This is a genomic window from Actinoplanes oblitus (genome assembly GCF_030252345.1).
Taxonomy (GTDB): Bacteria; Actinomycetota; Actinomycetes; order Mycobacteriales; family Micromonosporaceae; genus Actinoplanes; species Actinoplanes oblitus.
This window is the reverse complement of record NZ_CP126980.1, coordinates 4,159,944-4,174,721: the sequence shown is the minus strand read 5'-3', so window position 1 is coordinate 4,174,721 and position 14,778 is coordinate 4,159,944. Positions and strand designations below refer to the sequence as shown.

Genomic DNA, 14,778 nt, shown 5'->3' with positions numbered 1-14,778 from the left:
ACCGGCAGTTCACGCGCGCTGGCGACATCTCGTGATGGATTTATCCCCTCGAACGAGGTAGCTGGAGGGCGCTTCGCAAGGAGGAACGCCTAGTTTTGTCCGTCTGCTGAGGACTGTCCACGCCATCGACGCGTTGAATAGGCCGACAACGCACGCCGACTTCTGGAGATCACATGGCCACCTTGATGTGCGACCACCCCGCATGGACGCCGACCCCGACCGGCGCCCACCGGGCGATCCGCCACGATGCGACCGTTTGGCATCTGCTCTGGGAGACCGGTGCCGACAGCGTCGAGCGTCACGTCGTCGCCGGACGCCCCGGTGCGACACCGACCGTCGATGAGGTGACCGCGCCCAACACCATGCCTGCCGCGTTCAGCCACCTCGGCACCACCGTGGCCCGTCTTGCGCCCGTCCTGAGGGTGCGAAACAGCGACCTGTGGGACGCGATCGGCACCGCCGTCATCCGGCAGGTTATCCGCGCCGATCAGGCCCGCCGACTCCACGCCCGCTTTTCCGCCGCGTACGGACAACGGATCGGCACCAAGCACGGTGACCTGCTGCTGTTCCCCACCGCCGAGACTGTCACTTCCCTGCCCGAGACAGCGTTCACCGAGGTCGGCCTAAAGTTCCACCGGCCTGCGCTGGCAGCCGCCGCCACCGCATACCTCTCCTGCGCCGAGCAATGGGCGCAGCTACCCGCAGCCCGGCTGGTTGACGCCCTCCAGACGGTACCGCGGATCGGCCGCTGGACGGCCGGCGCGGCGGTCGCCGACTACAGCGGTGACTTCGCGCTCTACCCATACGCTGACCTGGCCGTGCGGACCTGGGCGCGGCGTGCCGCACCTGACACCTCATGGCCTGATACGGAGCCCGCGTTCGCCGCGATGTGGCGCACCGCCGGGACCGGACTCGCCGCGCTCACCCTTCTCACCCTCGCATGGGGAGGCACTTATGTCCGCACCGTCTCACCTGATCGCCGGGGCTAACCCCTCCCGACCGCTGGACTTGCTATTCATCAACGCCCCGCTGCGCGACTACGCCGTACGACCCCGAGTCAACGACTTCACCCTGCCGGTGCTCGGCATGGCGTACATCGCGACTTACGCCGCCGAGCAGGGCTTCAACGTCGGCGTGCTCGATGCGGAATCTCATGGCCTGCCGGTCGCCGACACCATTCAGTTCGTCAACGCCGCAGCGCCGCGATGGGTAGGTCTGAATTTGCTCGCACCGACCTACCAGATCAGCGCCCGCATCGCCGCCGCTCTCGATCCCGGCATCAAGCTGATGCTCGGCGGCCACCAGGCGAAGGCGATGCCCGCCGAGATACTCGCCGACCCCCGCATGTGCCGCACCGCCGCCCTAATCATCGGCGAGGGTGAAACGCGTGTCGTAGAACTTCTCCGCGACCACCGCAACAGGGCTGATCTGCCCGGCGTCATGTGGCTCGATCCGATCATGAAGACCCCAGTCACAGGCGGCCGGCCCGGAACCGCCCACCACCTTGCCCCCGATGTCGACACCCTGCCGTATGTCAACCGCACGTACCTGGTGCAGGACCCGCACGTCGCCGAGGACCGGCGTATCGAGGCGAACATGGTCGGTGCACGCGGCTGTCCCTACGACTGCTCCTTCTGCGGGGCGGCAGTCTCGGCCAACCCGGACATCACTATCCGGGTGCGCCGGCCGGACAACATCCTCGGCGAGATGCACCAGCTGCACGATACCTACGGAGTGAGCGCGTTCCGGTTCGTCGACGACCTGTTCCTCGGCGCTCGCCGCGTTATCGACACAATGGCCGGCGCTTTCACCAGCGGACGGATCGGCGACTGGGCGGTATGGGACGCCACCGGCCGGATCAACGTCCTCAATCGCTGCCCCGACGCCACCTTGGACCAGTTGATCGGCAACGGGCTACGCGAGGTCGCGCTCGGCATCGAATCCGGCAGCGCACGGATGCTCCAGTACATCGACAAACGGATCGACCCGGAGATGATCCGGACCGTCGTGCGCCGACTGACCGAACGCGGCATCAGCGTGAAGGGTTACTTTATCCTCGGCTTCCCGGGCGAGACCGCCGACGAACTCAATGCGACCGTCCGGCTCGTGCACGACCTGTGGGAGCTCACCGACCACCAACCCGGTCGGTTCCGCGCGTCTGTGTTCGAATTCCGGCCCTACCCAGGCACTCCCGAATGGAACCGGCTGATGGCCACCAAGCGGTACACGACCGCCCAACTTCTCGCCTACGGCGCCGTCGACCTCACCAACGCCGGCGTCGACGAGGCCATGCGTTCACGCGACGAATTCAACTTCTCGGTCGGCATCCAATTCGGCGAGACACCGATCCCCGAGGTCCGGCGCCACCTGGCGGAGCTGTCCCGCGAGCAGTACGACCGGCGGCAGGACGCGCCGCTATGACCACCGGTCGGTTCATCGTTGTGGACGGCCCGTCCGGGACCGGCAAGTCCACCGTTACCCGTCTGCTCGTCGACCTGCTCGCCGCTGCCGGCGAGCAGGTTCTACTGACCCAGGAGCCGTCCGACGGCCCGATCGGGAGGCTCGCACGCGCCGGCACCCACGAATACCGAGGGATCGAGCTGGCGGCCCTGGTGATTGCCGACCGGTATCACCACCTGCACACCGTGGTGCGTCCTGCCGTCGCCGCGGGGAAAATCGTTCTGTGTGACCGCTACCTACCCTCATCACTCGTGCTGCAGGAGGCGGACGGCGTGCCGCAGGAGATCGTGTGGGCGATGAACACCGACGTCGACCGGCCGAATCTGACGGTGCTGCTGCTCGCGGACCCGGGTCACAGCCGTCAACGGGTGCGCCAGCGGGGCATCTACAGCAGGTTTCACCTGGCCATACCTGACGAACGCAGGCGATACGAGCAGCTGGTTCGACCTCTCTTCGAAGCCGGCCACAGGCCCGTTACCTGCGAAATCGGCAACCGGGACGCCGATGCCGTCGCTTCAGGGCTGGTTGACCTGGTCCTGGACCCGACAGACGTTCAGGACGCCGCAACGGCTGACCGTGACACGACCTCGTCGTAGGTCGCTCCGGTGCGTTCCACCGGAACTCCTAAGCCCTGGACCCATGCATCCATCTGGGCCTGCACCTGCAGCATCCCGTCAGCGTCCTCAGCCACCGCCTCGACCTCGAAGAAAGCCCCGGCACCGACAACGGCGTCAAGGCAGACAGACCACGCTCCGACGCGGCCCGTACGGCGGGTCTTCACGACCTTCACCGTCGGCTGGTATCCCATCGCCAAAATCGCGGCGTGCATCGCTGTTGCGTCGGACACCTCGGTCTCATGCTCCACACACGCAAGCACATTATCGACCGGTGTCTTCGTCGTAAACACACATCGACCGCCCTGCCTTCGTAGCCGGACGAAGGTGACACCGATTCGCGCGTCGCCGAACTGCCAACCAATGGGCGCGTAGGCCTGGTCGTCCTGTTCCACCGGTTCGGACAGCGCAATGCCGTGCTCGCGGATCGCGGCGAGCAGCCCCTCAACGTCGGCAACCTGGTACTTAACTTCGATCTCAGCAGTCATTTGCGCCCCTTCGCGCCGGAGGATGTGAAGGACTAGCCTAGGTGCCTTCGGCCATCTGAGGGGTAACCCATACCTCCCTCAATCGTGGTTAACGCTGCACAGCCTTCCGCCGACGGCGAAGCTGTCGCCCTACGCTGCTCAGTTAGGCGATCGCGCAGGAGGCACGCGCCGCGCCGCCCTCCGGCACTACTCCAGTAGCCGACAGGGGCATCGAGCCCCTGGCGGAGCTTCCGCAAGCCACGCGACTTCCACTGCAATCGTCACGCCATCGAGGTATGGTCACCCACCGATCACCTACGTTCCATATGACGGGATGCGGTGAAGCAGAAGTGGGAAAGAGAAAAGCCGTGACCCTTATTTCCGCAGGTCACGGCCTTTGCCGAAAGTGCGCCCGAAGGGACTCGAACCCCTAACCTTCTGATCCGCAGTCAGACGCCTAGTGTCACGAGTACACTCCGTGACCACTGCCCCGCAAGGCCGGGACGAAGGCGTTAAGCCAGGTCAGAGTCGGTTTGAGTTTCCGCAGGCACCGGGCGAGTGCATGATTTAGGCGCCACTCGGGGCGGCGCCATGCAATCGATCCTGCAAATTTAGTCGCGTCCGTGCTGAAACGGTCGCCGACATCCGATCACCACCGGATCACCACGTGATCAAATCACTGAGCCCTTTTCATCCTGCGTAGCGGTTGGCTTCGACGTGATGCAGGACGAGGATGGCCTGCACGATCGCGGTCGCGCGGCGCGGGCAGCAGCGCAGCTTGGACAGGATCTTCCAGGTCTTGAGGGTTGCGATCGCGCGTTCGCCGCGGGCGCGGATCTTCGCGTGCGCCCGGTTGACCGCCTTCTGCCGGCGTGACAGCTTCGGCCGGAAGCGCCGCTGCTTGAACGGGGTGCGCACGCTGCCGCGGGCGCCCTGGTAGCCCTTGTCGGCGAAGGTCATTACGTCGGCGCTGGTGAGCGCGTCGATGATGCCGTGGGTGCGGGCGGCGGTCAGGTCGTGGGTCGAGCCTGGCAGCGCCGGCGAGGCCCACACGAGACGCCCGGCTGCGTCGGCGATGACCTGCGCGTTGACGCCGTGCCGCTTGTGCTTGCCGGAGTAGTACGGCTTCTGGTCGGCGACCCGGTCGATCGAGATCAGTGTGCCGTCCAGGATCGCGTACGCCAGCTGCTGGATACGCCGCATCGCGCTGGCGAGGTCGTCGGCGGCTGCGCTAAGCAGGGCGATCGCCTCCTGGACGTAGCGCCAGGCGGTGGCGATGCCGATCTCGAAGCCGGCGGCGAGGCGGGTGTAGGTGTCGCCGTTGCGAAGGTGGGCCAGGGTGAGCAGGGCCTGACGGCCGGGGTTCAGTCGCCGCCATCGCGATCTGCGCTGCTGGCGGTGGGTGCGGATGCGTTCGGCGAGGTGGTTCAGGGTCCGGCTGGACAACGTGATCGTGGCAGGGTAGGACAGCATGGCGAGGCTCCCGGTCGGGGCTTCGAGTCTTGGTCGACAGCTGTCCTACCTGGAGCCTCGCACCCATCGATCACCGGCCCTGCTATACCTGCCATGAGCTGCAAGATCAGCTTGGAAAAAGCTCACTCTGCGTCGAAGCTCGCCGCTACCACTATTTTCCGGCCGGTGATGGGGCATCGGACCCCAACTACTCAACGGCACGCGCAGTAACCGGCCGCGCGGTGTTCATCGCCGGTGTCAGCGTGCGACGCCGATCGCCTTTGGGTCAGCTGTGATGTCCGCTCGAGGCCCTGTCCACGGGGCGTTCGCGGTTTACTCGCTGACGACTTCGGTGCGGTCAGCGCGAACGCGCGTGCCGTCCTGCAGCACTAGCTCGCGAGTTCCGTCCGGCCCTACGGCGCCTGCCCCATGGATGCCGGCGCCCGAGAGCGCCGCGATCTCAGCCTCCCGCGAGCCCCGCGGCCGAAAGACCCATTTCTGATCCGTCACCTTGCTACCGACCACCGGTGTTCCCCTCGCCCGTGCGCCCGAGGGCGCGCTGGTCAACAATCTCGTACATTAGTACGACTTGATGGCTGGTGGCGGCATGCCGCTCCAGCGCGTCGTGGTGGCTGCTCACACGCTGACCTGCGGGCGATCCGTACTTCTCGTACACCGCCCGCGTGTTTGGCAGGCGACCCCTATTGGCCTTGGTCGGCTGAGATAGGCGGGGGCCGCACGGACGACATCTACCCTGCGTTCGCGGGCCACTTCTCGGCACCCCAAATCCTTCGGTCCATGTCGAAGAGCACGTCGGCTGGTTCCACGAGGGTCCGCAGTTCGATACCTGTGGTGTCGGCGTGCACGGCCACGGTTGCGCAGGCGGCAGCGTCCTCGATCAGGTTCTGAAGGTGCACCCGGGTCGCGGTCGGCTCGGCGCCCTGGGCGCCAAACCGACGATGCAGGTCGGTCCAGGAGAACTGGCTGGTGTCGTTGAGGCTGCCCGGCCACCGCTGTCATCCAGATGTAGACGTCGAGCGCGGTGCAGGACCGGTGACTGAACTGCCACACGTGGTCGGCGTCCAGCGTTACCCAGTCCAGGGCGGTCTCGGCGACTCGGTGATCGAGGGTGAGTATTCCCGCGCAGTCGTTTCCCGGTTCGAGGGGGCCCTTGCCGTGGCCCTTGCCGTGCCAACGCCATTGCGAGATGAGCATGTTCGTGGGGTTGACGTGCTTCGGGGTATTGGACAGGAGCCAGTGGTGCTTGATGACCCGGGCGAGGTGGTTATTCCAGACGGACATGTCGAAAAGTGGCAGGCTTCCCAGCCGGGCCAGGAATGCGTGCACTTCGTGCGGTTTCACCGCGATCGTGCGCCCCCGTCCGCCGCGCTTCGGTGCACAAGAACATCAGCAGGTGCCGGCTGGGTAGCCCGAATGGCAGCCCGGTGCTGGCTGGCTTTTGGTCGCGGACGCGCACACCCGCGCGCCACATCCCGATGTCTTGCCGTTGGCAGGACTCGACGTCTCCTGGTTCTTCGACCGGAAGGACCAGGTCGGCGTGCGAGACCGGGTAGAACACCAGGCGGTCTGTCGATGGGCGGCCGGGGATCCGGCACCGAGCATGCTCGTCAGTATGAGCGTGTACGGGCGGCGGCTCCGCCGAGATCGTGACGGTCACGCCGTTCCGACGAAAGGTCATGGGCGCAGCGTCATTCATTTTTCACGTCCTTCGCGAGCCATGCGATCCGATCATCCTTTGGGACCAATGTGGCAGGCCGCGATTCCGTCACTCGTCATGCCTTATACGAGCCGCCTGACGCAGGCTTTGCGACTACGAGCTGCCAAGTTGTGCCGGGATCACGTCAGCGTTGCCGGTGGCGGGTGCGAGAGTGGCATCGTCGGTCTGCATGTGAACGGTGATGGTGTCGAATCCGTCTCCGGTCAGGACAGCGCGGGCACCTTGAGCGACCACGAGCGCTGCCGTGACGGCGCCGACGAAGGCTGCTCCGACGGCAGTTCCGGCAAGTTCGACGGAACCGCATTGGTCGCGGCGTTCGAGGTCGGCGAGCGCGGCTGTAGCCGGCCGGTGTTGACGGGGAATGTCGTGCTTCCATCCGATCACCTGGTCGCTGGGGGTCTGTGCGGGGAACCGGCGTAGGAGGACGGCGTTGAAGTCGGCCGGCCCAACACCGAGGCCGGCGTCGATGGCGAGCTTCCAACCTGTGTCGGAGATCAGCCGTCGCGGCGCGAGGCTGTCGACGCCGAGCAGGGCGACGTGGCAGTCCTCGGGCAGGACCCGGGTGGTGTGGTCCAGACGCCGGTCCAGGATGGCGACGTCCCAGTGTCGATGGTGAGGGATTCTGCTACCGGTTGTGTCGCGACCGAGTCTGGGCTGGCGACTGTCGCAGCGGCGAACTCGCCGAGCGGCTGTCAGGGTTCGGTTTGCTCTTCGACGACTTCACGCCGGCCACCATCGAGTGCTGCGTCACCGTGGATCCCAGCTCGCACATCGCCTGCCTGCGACCCGCCGAGGCTGTCGATGGGCAGGCGCACCTACCGTTGTGCGCGCAGCGCCGACAGAGCATCGCCATGATGCGGGGCTTTCCTGGCCAGTCCGGCATCACCACGGCGGCGGCACTTCCCAACCTGGCCGCGGTCTGGCAGTGCCTCGGAAAAGAGCAGGACCGCCGTGAGTTGTCACGTCATCTGCGCCATCCCGTCGCCGGCGGCTTCTGTCTACCGGCCGGGCCGACGCCGGTCCCGCAGCATTGTGCGGATTTGGAAGAAGACCCAGGCAGCAGCCGCGAAGACCAGGCACCCGCCGATCATCGTCCACGTCTCCGACCAGTCGCCGGTGAAGACGCCGTATCCGAGAGCGATAAGCGTGACCAGGACCTGCGCAGCCAGAAGGCTCTGCATCGTGCCGCTGTCCTCACCTACTGGATCCGTCTGGTGGAGCGGGCCAGCCGGACCGTCCAGTGGTGTCGAGGACGTGGGGTCAGCGGGTGACTTGCGGGGTTCGTGGTTCACCGCCACCTCGCCTTTCCGTGAGACGGAATCACTTTTTCGCCTTCTCGACAGTGTCTGCATCACGATCGAGAACATCGCGGCTATCGCGGCGTAAATTCGACCGCTCTTCACGAAGTGTTTCGACTGCTTCACAATGCAGTCCATCGCCTTCGTGGCCCACTTCTTCGCGGCTGGCAGATACTTGTTGAAGAAGCCCTTGCCGCCAAGCCCCTCCACCGCACCGAGCGCTGCGTGAGCGCCCACCTTTTCCCAGTCGACCTTCTTGGACTGGTCGACCCATGCCTGGTCGGCGTACTGCACGAACGCGCCGATCGTCGCGCTGAGCGCGGCCGCGCACACGAACGCCAGCGGGCCGGAGCGAGGGTGCCGTACGAGTAAGCTTCGACGGCGCCCACCGGCAAAACCCACGACTCGCATCGCTCGGCGGCAGTTACAGGCGGGCGACCGCCGGGGTCCGCGCGGCCCGTCACAGCGGACCTGCCCGTGCAGCTACAGATGGTGTTGATGCGCTCGAACCAGGCCGAGGCCGCCGCCATGGTCGACCTCGCGGTGCGGCTCGGCGCCGGCGGCGTCACTAGCCTGCAGATGCTGCCGATCGGGGCTGGCGCAGGCGTCACCGGGCAGATGTTCACCGACGATGAGACCACCGAGCTCGTCGACGCTCTCGCCGTTCCTGCCGGATTCCGGCTGCGGTTGCGGACCCGGGCCGGTGCTGGCGGTTTCACCGTGATCCGCGCAGACGCCCGGGTCTGGCGCAACGATCCGCACGGCACCCAGATCGCCGGCACCACGCCGCTGACCGAAGCAGCTGATCTGCTGCCCGAACCGGTGGCAGCAGCATGACACGGCAGGCAGCGGGCAGCGTGTCTTCGAGCGTCACCGGATCTGGCAGGTCACCGACCCGTGCTGGCCGAAGGCTGCGAGATGCTCTCCAGCGCCGCATTCGTCAAGTGCGCGTGCTTCACGGTGACCATCGGCATCGCCAGCAGCGGCCGGATCCCCGCCGAGCGGATCGCGAAGTCCGCCGGGCGGCTCGCCCACACGGTCCGCGCCCAGCACAGTCCCACCGACGAGCTTTACCAGCAGGCCACCGGCTCCGTCATCGTCGACGTCACCGGCCTCGCCGAGGCATTGAACAGCCGGAAGCTTTTCGGGGAGATCTTGTTGGTTGATGACATCTGCGGCACGGGCGAAACGTTCGCGGCGGTGATCGACGCTCTCGGCCCGTACCTGGAGGCGGACGCCAACATCCGCACCGTCGCTCTGTGCCGCAACCTCGGCTCGGCGTACACGCCGGATCTGTGGCTGTGGGACGTCGCCGACTGGGTGCACTTCCCGTGGGAGCCCGATCTCGATCCCGGCCAGCGCACTGAGGTTTTGACCATCCCGGAGCGGGTGCAGCGTCGATGACCACTATCGCGTTCGTGCTCGTCTCGTTTACCCCCGACGCCCCCGCCGGGATGGAACGCGCCACCGCCGGTCTCGCCGCCGGCCTGGCCGCGCTCGGCCACCGCGCGATCATCATCACCGCGGCACCCGCCGCGCCCGCCCGGTATGCCGGCGCGACCATCCGCAAGCTCACCAGCCTGCGTGTGCCGTGGCCGTCCGATGACCAGACGCTGCGGGCCACGATCACCACCGCAGCCGACCTGATCACCGCCGAACTCGGCGACATCTACCGCGAGTTCCAGGTGGACGCCGTGATCTACGTCGACGCGTTGTGGGGTCTGGGCCGCATCATGCCGGCCACCATCCCGCACCGCCGGATCCTCGCCGCACACGTCATCGGCCACGACGTCGACGTCGACCTGGCCCTCGCCCAGAAGCCGGATGCGGTGCTCGTCCCCTCCGCCTCCGCGCGAGCCGAGGCCGCCACACGCGGCTTCGACAGCAGCTCCTGGCAGATCCAGCCCAACCCGCTGCTCACCGAGCCGCCACCGCCCGACCCACAGGGCAGAGCCCGTCTGCGCACCAGCGGCCCCATTCGAGTGATGGCACGGCCGGCCCCGGAGAAAGGGATCGTGCCGCTACTCGCCGCGGCCAGCGACGCGCAGGTACGTGCCGACCGGCGAACCTACCGGATCGGTGACGCACAGGCGTCGATCGAAGTGGCGCTGGCCAAGGCGGGTTTCGAGGCGGTCATCGGCAGCCAGGACGACACGATGACACACTGCACCGCCTACTGCGATGCCGCAGCAATCTCACTGGGTGACGGCCTGACCTGGGCAAAGGCCCCGAAGTGGCTCGCCGCAGCCGCACTGGTAATTGTCCCGTACCTACGCGAAACGTTCGGGCTTGTGGCACTGGAGTCGATGGCCGGCGGCACCCCGGTCATCGCCTACCGCACCGGCAATCTACCGGCCCTGATCGGTGACGGCGGCGTACTCGTCGACCTCGAAGCCGGGCCCCAAGCCTTGTGGCGTGCCGCCTGGCAGCTACGCGCCGATCCGGTACGTTACGAGGCAGCATCACGGGCTGCTTACTACCTTGCACGGGACTATCGGCCCGCCCACATCGCTGACGACCTACTTCTCAAGGTGGTGAGCTGATGGGCGCTGTCCCGTCACGTCCCGACCCGTCCGTCCCGCTGCTACTCGTCGACGGCCACAACCTACTGTGGCGTGCCACCTTCGGCTTCCCAGCCAAGATCGAATCGAAGGACAAGACGCGCGACATCACCGGCCTGTTCGGGTTCTTCGCACTGCTGCGCGTTGCCGTCCGTGAGGAACTCCCGCACCCGCCCGAGATCATCGTGGTCTTCGACGGCCAGCACGGCACCGCAGCCCGCAAGGCCACCGACGTCTCGTACAAGGCCCAGCGTCCCATCGATGAGAACGCAATGGCCCCGATCCGGCAGCTGCCGGCCGTCAAGGATGCCCTGGATAAGCACGGCATCGCCTGGGTCGAGCTCGATGACCAGGAAGCCGACGACGTCATCGCCACCCTCGCCGCCGCCGACCTTGACCGGCGCGTCTACATCATGTCCGGCGACCGCGACTTCTACCAGCTCATCGACGAGCGAGTCACTGTTCTCAACACCGCCATGCATCGCGGCAAACGCCACGTCAACGCACAGGCCGTGCTCGCCAAGTTCCGGGTGACTCCCGCCCAATGGGCCGATTTCCGCGCCATGACCGGAGACCCCGCCGACAACATCCCCGGCGTCCGCGGCATCGGCCCTGGGACCGCCGCGACGCTGCTCGCTGACGGGCAAACACTGGAGACCCTTCACGAGAACGGCCGGATGAGCGGCAGCCGCACCGCTGCCCTGTCCGACGCCTGGAACGACGTCCTGAGATGGCGCACCATGATCCGGCTCAACCAGGCTCTGCCACTGGACATCAAACCCACCGGTGAGCCGTCCGCGCCGCTGCCGACACCTGCCGCGGTCGTGGAGGCGATCGGCCAATGGTGAAACCCGCGGTCGACCTGCTCACGATCATGGCGCACCCCGACGACGCCGAACTCTGGGCAGGCGCGACGATCGCCGCCGCCGCATCCGCGATCATCGCCGTCGCCGCACACGATCCGGTCCGCGACGCTGAGGCTGCCGGGGGTGCCAGCATCCTCGGCGCCCGCCTCGAACTGCTGCTGGAGCTTTCCATCAGGTCCGTGCAGCAGCTCCTTCGCCGGGTAGGGCCGCAGGTCGTCGTGACGCATCACGTCGACGACGTGCACCCCGATCACCGGCGCACCGCCGAGCTCGTCATCAGGGCGCTGCCCGACGTGGTGATCGAGACCGGACTTCCCGCGCGGGTGTACATGTGCGACGGCTACAACAACCTCGACCGCCATGGCCGGCCAATCTATCTGCCCGTCATGATCAACGTCTCCGGGCAGTGGGATACCAAGGTCCGGGCCCTGCAGTCCCATACCTCGCAGCCCATCGCCGAGCACTTCGGCCCGATGGCTGAGGTGCTCGGCAGGCTCCACGGCCTGCGCATCGGCGCCCGCTACGCCGAGGCGTTCGCTCCCGTCCCCGTTCTCGGCCGCCTTCCCGAAGCAGCGGGCTTGTCCGGGCTGCGTCCAAAGTCCGTCGGCGACGATGCCGGATGAGTCAACGCCTGACGAGCCGGTGGTAGCGACACGCGTACGCCCGGCCCGTGCTGGAACCAGCCGGCGTGGTCCGGTTGTCGGTGGATGAGCTGCTGTTCGCTCGGCACGGCCGCAAGCCAGCTAGTCCTCCGGCATCGCTGCGTATTCGGCGTTGCGCGCGTCGGCCTCGATCCATGTCCAGCCGGCGGCCACCCGGTCAAGCTCGGCGGCATGCTGGCGTGCGAACTCGACCAGTTGCGGCGCCGCAGCCGCACGGACGGTCGTGACGGCCGCCTCTCTGCAGCCCGCGTCGGCAGCAGCCGCACGGTGCTCGAACGCTACGGCCTGAGCCCACCCGGGCAACTTCGTCGGGTCATACTCGACGGCTGCCAGGGTCGCCGGGAACGCCCGCTCCACCCGGGTCCGCAGAGTGGCCAGGTCGGCGGCGGGGATGTCCGCGGCGGCCATGCACCTCCCGTAATCCGCGGCCAGGGTCGGGGCCGTCGCGTCCTGTACGTGCCGAAGCCGGTCGACCAGCTGAGCGGCCAGAGCCTGCTGGCCGTCGGGCACACGCGGGCCTGCGGCCACGGCCACCTCGCTCTCACAACGGCGGGCCGCCGCGACACGGTCCACATCGGTGGAGCCGTTGTCATTGGCGACGCTGCGGCCCTCGGAATCGAGGACGAGACGGGCGTCGGCGGCCCGGACCAGCTGGTCAGCGACGTCAAGATCTTGGCCTGCTGGGGCGAACGCCAGAAGGTCACCCGGGATGACGTGCTCGCGGTCACTGGGCGGGTTGTACCCGACGATTCCATACACGTGGCCGGCACGACGCATGCACTCCACCGCGGCGAGGCGGGAGGTCCACCAGGCGCGCGCGTCGGCGGCTCGGCGCTGAGCCGGAGTGCCATACACCTGGGCGATGACCTTGTCATAGCTGGCTGCGGGCGATGCGGCCGGTGCGGCGCTGCTGCAGGCAGCCAGCGTGGCGGTAGCGCCAACGGCGAGACAGCAAAGCAGCAGGCCACGTCCGGGCGTCATGGCCGCGACGGTAGCGGCCCGCCTGGCGAGTCCGCGTGCGGCGCGGCCGTGAGATCACACGAACGGTGTCGTGACCAGACCTTCAACAGCCAGTGGTGGGCGCCGCGCAGCACCCTTCAAGAGGCGGCGACAACGTTGCTCACGGCCCGGTAGCCGACGTCCCGAAGGACCTCCCTCCGGGCAGCTCGGCCGTTTGCCCTCAGCACCCGCCGAGTCGTTGTCGCCGACGAGATCGCAGCGCAGGTGATCGTCGCGGCCGAAGCCACCGGTGGCACAGCAACGGAACTGCGTAATCTGGAGCAGGCCCCGCAATGGGGTCATGGGCGAAGGTGATGGTCACGTGCAGACGGCCGAGCCTATGGGTGACCGCCTCCCGGCACGCGGCGTCCTAAGCGCAAAGAGGGCCGCTGGCTGGCGCCGACGGCAAGCGATGGGGGCTCGCACCTCACCCGGCTGGCCCTTTCATGGTGTCGCAACGACGGCTGTCGGCCGGTGCTGGGCGGCAGTGCTCGCGGGTGCCCCACCAGGGCGGAGTCTGCTGGTCGGAAAGAGGGCCGTCGGCTGATGCCGTGGCAAGGGGTACTTCGATCGGATGTAGTCGCCGTCATCCTGTTCGCAAAGAGGACCGGCGACCGATGCCGGCGGCAAGATGGTTGCCTGCCCTTCGTGCTGCCGCGCCGAAGGTGTGGCAAGGAGGGCCGTCGGCTGATGCCGGCGGCAAGCGGCGGTTGGTTGTAGGTCTGCGCGCCGGTTGGGTTGTCGCAAATAGGGCCGTCGGCCGAGCCAGCGGCAAGGTTCGCGCCGTGGATCTACAAGCTGATCGAGGAAACCTCGCGAATAGGGCCGTCCGCCGAGGCCGGCGGCAAGGCGGCTCCAGCTCACGGGACGTGTCACGGGCGTTGTGGTCGCAAATAGGGCCGTCGGCCGAGGCCGACGGCAAGTCCGAGATCCGGATCGCCATCAGCGAGCCGATCGCGGCGTCGCAAATAGGGCCGTCGGCCGATGCCGGCGGCAAACGTCTCGCTCGTGGTACATCCAGTGGTTGAAGATCATGTCGCAAATAGGGCCGTCGGCCGATGCCGGCGGCAAGGCAGGTTGGCGACCAGGTCCTCGGCCTTGGGGTCGAAGTCGCAAATAGGGCCGTCGGCCGATGCCGGCGGCAAGGGGCGACCTGCACGCCCGCGAAGATCAGAGCGATGATGTCGCAAATAGGGCCGTCGGCCGATGCCGGCGGCAAGGCTTTCTGACCTGGGGCTATTGCTCTCGGCTATCGGTTATTAACCGGCCTTTTGGTAACCATGTGCAGTTCGTCCGAATTTTGAGTCGGGAACCTCCCCGTCTTTGGGTCGTGCTTGAGGTTCCTGGTTGTGGATTCTTTCGATCTTTACTTGTCAATGAACGGGTCCGCGCGGGGTGGTCGGTTACTTGAACGCGTTGTGGCTGGCGTGGATGAGGTGGGGGGTCAGCGGGCCGGCGGATTTTCCACCGTCGGTGGGTTGGCGGACGGCGCCGCCAACGGCGAAGACGCCAAGTGGTTTCCAGTTGGAACGCGAGACGGTAGTGGTGCCGTTGTTCTCGGTGGGTGTTAGGGCGGGGTGTTCGAGTAGGGCTTGGACGGCGTGCGGGTCGAGGGTTGCCGCCAGATTGGCCAGATCATGGTGGATCGTCCGGCGAGGGTG

13 protein-coding genes, 1 tRNA gene and 1 CRISPR repeat array are annotated in these 14,778 nt (G+C 67.1%); of the genes, 9 read left to right on the top strand and 5 right to left on the bottom strand.

The annotated features are described in order from the left end of the window. The first annotated feature begins 173 nt into the window (after nucleotides 1-173). Genes Actob_RS18770 through tmk form a run of 3 tightly spaced genes read left to right on the top strand, consistent with a single transcriptional unit; the run spans nucleotide 174 to nucleotide 3,056 of the window. Nucleotides 174-989 (top strand): DNA glycosylase family protein, encoded by an 816-nt coding sequence (locus tag Actob_RS18770; RefSeq protein WP_284921541.1) that lies wholly within the window; start codon nucleotides 174-176, stop codon nucleotides 987-989. Next, the gene (locus tag Actob_RS18765; protein ID WP_284921539.1) at nucleotides 955-2,421 is read left to right on the top strand and encodes a B12-binding domain-containing radical SAM protein; all 1,467 of its coding nucleotides are present in this window, start codon (nucleotides 955-957) and stop codon (nucleotides 2,419-2,421) included. Before Actob_RS18770 ends, Actob_RS18765 begins: the two co-directional genes overlap by 35 nt. Next, entirely contained in the window at nucleotides 2,418-3,056 is a 639-nt protein-coding gene (gene tmk / locus Actob_RS18760; RefSeq protein ID WP_284921538.1) for a dTMP kinase, read from the top strand. The genes Actob_RS18765 and tmk overlap by 4 nt, the downstream gene beginning before the upstream one ends. On the opposite strand, the gene Actob_RS18755 is transcribed toward tmk, so the two are convergent. The 3 genes from Actob_RS18755 to Actob_RS18745 form a co-directional block, all read right to left on the bottom strand. Further along, nucleotides 3,014-3,562 (bottom strand): class IV adenylate cyclase, encoded by a 549-nt coding sequence (locus tag Actob_RS18755; RefSeq protein WP_284921536.1) that lies wholly within the window; start codon nucleotides 3,560-3,562, stop codon nucleotides 3,014-3,016. The two genes, tmk and Actob_RS18755, sit on opposite strands and share 43 nt — an antisense overlap. 386 nt (nucleotides 3,563-3,948) lie before the next feature. Continuing rightward, nucleotides 3,949-4,035, bottom strand: a tRNA-Arg gene (locus tag Actob_RS18750). Nucleotides 4,036-4,231: 196 nt separating this feature from the next. After that, nucleotides 4,232-5,014, bottom strand: coding sequence for a transposase family protein (locus Actob_RS18745; RefSeq protein ID WP_284921247.1), 783 nt, complete (start codon nucleotides 5,012-5,014; stop codon nucleotides 4,232-4,234). Nucleotides 5,015-6,626: 1,612 nt separating this feature from the next. Between Actob_RS18745 and Actob_RS18740 the strand changes: the two genes are divergently transcribed. After that, entirely contained in the window at nucleotides 6,627-7,151 is a 525-nt protein-coding gene (locus tag Actob_RS18740) for a hypothetical protein (protein WP_284921535.1), read from the top strand. A gap of 578 nt (nucleotides 7,152-7,729) precedes the next feature. Here the strand turns inward: Actob_RS18740 and Actob_RS18735 are convergent. Then, nucleotides 7,730-8,362, bottom strand: coding sequence for a hypothetical protein (locus Actob_RS18735; protein WP_284921534.1), 633 nt, complete (start codon nucleotides 8,360-8,362; stop codon nucleotides 7,730-7,732). 195 nt (nucleotides 8,363-8,557) lie between these two features. Between Actob_RS18735 and Actob_RS18730 the strand changes: the two genes are divergently transcribed. Genes Actob_RS18730 through Actob_RS18710 form a run of 5 tightly spaced genes read left to right on the top strand, consistent with a single transcriptional unit; the run spans nucleotide 8,558 to nucleotide 12,079 of the window. Continuing rightward, complete coding sequence (locus Actob_RS18730; protein ID WP_284921532.1) at nucleotides 8,558-8,866, top strand: hypothetical protein; 309 nt, start codon at nucleotides 8,558-8,560, stop codon at nucleotides 8,864-8,866. Nucleotides 8,867-8,926: 60 nt separating this feature from the next. Then, nucleotides 8,927-9,433, top strand: a complete 507-nt coding sequence (locus tag Actob_RS18725; RefSeq protein WP_284921531.1) for a phosphoribosyltransferase — start codon at nucleotides 8,927-8,929, stop codon at nucleotides 9,431-9,433. Further along, nucleotides 9,430-10,572 (top strand): glycosyltransferase, encoded by a 1,143-nt coding sequence (locus Actob_RS18720; protein ID WP_328518436.1) that lies wholly within the window; start codon nucleotides 9,430-9,432, stop codon nucleotides 10,570-10,572. The genes Actob_RS18725 and Actob_RS18720 overlap by 4 nt, the downstream gene beginning before the upstream one ends. Beyond that, nucleotides 10,572-11,438, top strand: coding sequence for a 5'-3' exonuclease (locus tag Actob_RS18715; protein ID WP_284921529.1), 867 nt, complete (start codon nucleotides 10,572-10,574; stop codon nucleotides 11,436-11,438). Before Actob_RS18720 ends, Actob_RS18715 begins: the two co-directional genes overlap by 1 nt. Next, nucleotides 11,432-12,079 carry a PIG-L deacetylase family protein gene (locus Actob_RS18710; protein WP_284921528.1) on the top strand — a complete coding sequence of 216 codons (648 nt, stop codon included), beginning with the start codon at nucleotides 11,432-11,434 and terminating at the stop codon, nucleotides 12,077-12,079. The genes Actob_RS18715 and Actob_RS18710 overlap by 7 nt, the downstream gene beginning before the upstream one ends. A gap of 120 nt (nucleotides 12,080-12,199) precedes the next feature. On the opposite strand, the gene Actob_RS18705 is transcribed toward Actob_RS18710, so the two are convergent. Beyond that, on the bottom strand, nucleotides 12,200-13,099 hold the full coding sequence (locus tag Actob_RS18705; protein ID WP_284921527.1) for a hypothetical protein: 900 nt from the start codon (nucleotides 13,097-13,099) through the stop codon (nucleotides 12,200-12,202). A gap of 829 nt (nucleotides 13,100-13,928) precedes the next feature. Beyond that, nucleotides 13,929-14,338: a CRISPR direct-repeat array (repeat unit 38 nt; unit sequence GTCGCAAATAGGGCCGTCGGCCGATGCCGGCGGCAAGG). Between the last annotated feature and the right edge of the window lie 440 nt (nucleotides 14,339-14,778).

Bases quoted from the DNA above. Each gene is read 5' to 3' on its own strand.
- Actob_RS18770 (WP_284921541.1), top strand. From the start codon at position 174: ATGGCCACCTTGATGTGCGACCACCCCGCATGGACGCCGACCCCGACC.
- Actob_RS18765 (WP_284921539.1), top strand. From the start codon at position 955: ATGTCCGCACCGTCTCACCTGATCGCCGGGGCTAACCCCTCCCGACCG.
- tmk (WP_284921538.1), top strand. From the start codon at position 2,418: ATGACCACCGGTCGGTTCATCGTTGTGGACGGCCCGTCCGGGACCGGC.
- Actob_RS18755 (WP_284921536.1), bottom strand. From the start codon at position 3,562: ATGACTGCTGAGATCGAAGTTAAGTACCAGGTTGCCGACGTTGAGGGG.
- Actob_RS18745 (WP_284921247.1), bottom strand. From the start codon at position 5,014: ATGCTGTCCTACCCTGCCACGATCACGTTGTCCAGCCGGACCCTGAAC.
- Actob_RS18740 (WP_284921535.1), top strand. From the start codon at position 6,627: ATGAGCGTGTACGGGCGGCGGCTCCGCCGAGATCGTGACGGTCACGCC.
- Actob_RS18730 (WP_284921532.1), top strand. From the start codon at position 8,558: ATGGTCGACCTCGCGGTGCGGCTCGGCGCCGGCGGCGTCACTAGCCTG.
- Actob_RS18720 (WP_328518436.1), top strand. From the start codon at position 9,430: ATGACCACTATCGCGTTCGTGCTCGTCTCGTTTACCCCCGACGCCCCC.
- Actob_RS18715 (WP_284921529.1), top strand. From the start codon at position 10,572: ATGGGCGCTGTCCCGTCACGTCCCGACCCGTCCGTCCCGCTGCTACTC.
- Actob_RS18710 (WP_284921528.1), top strand. From the start codon at position 11,432: ATGGTGAAACCCGCGGTCGACCTGCTCACGATCATGGCGCACCCCGAC.
- Actob_RS18705 (WP_284921527.1), bottom strand. From the start codon at position 13,099: ATGACGCCCGGACGTGGCCTGCTGCTTTGCTGTCTCGCCGTTGGCGCT.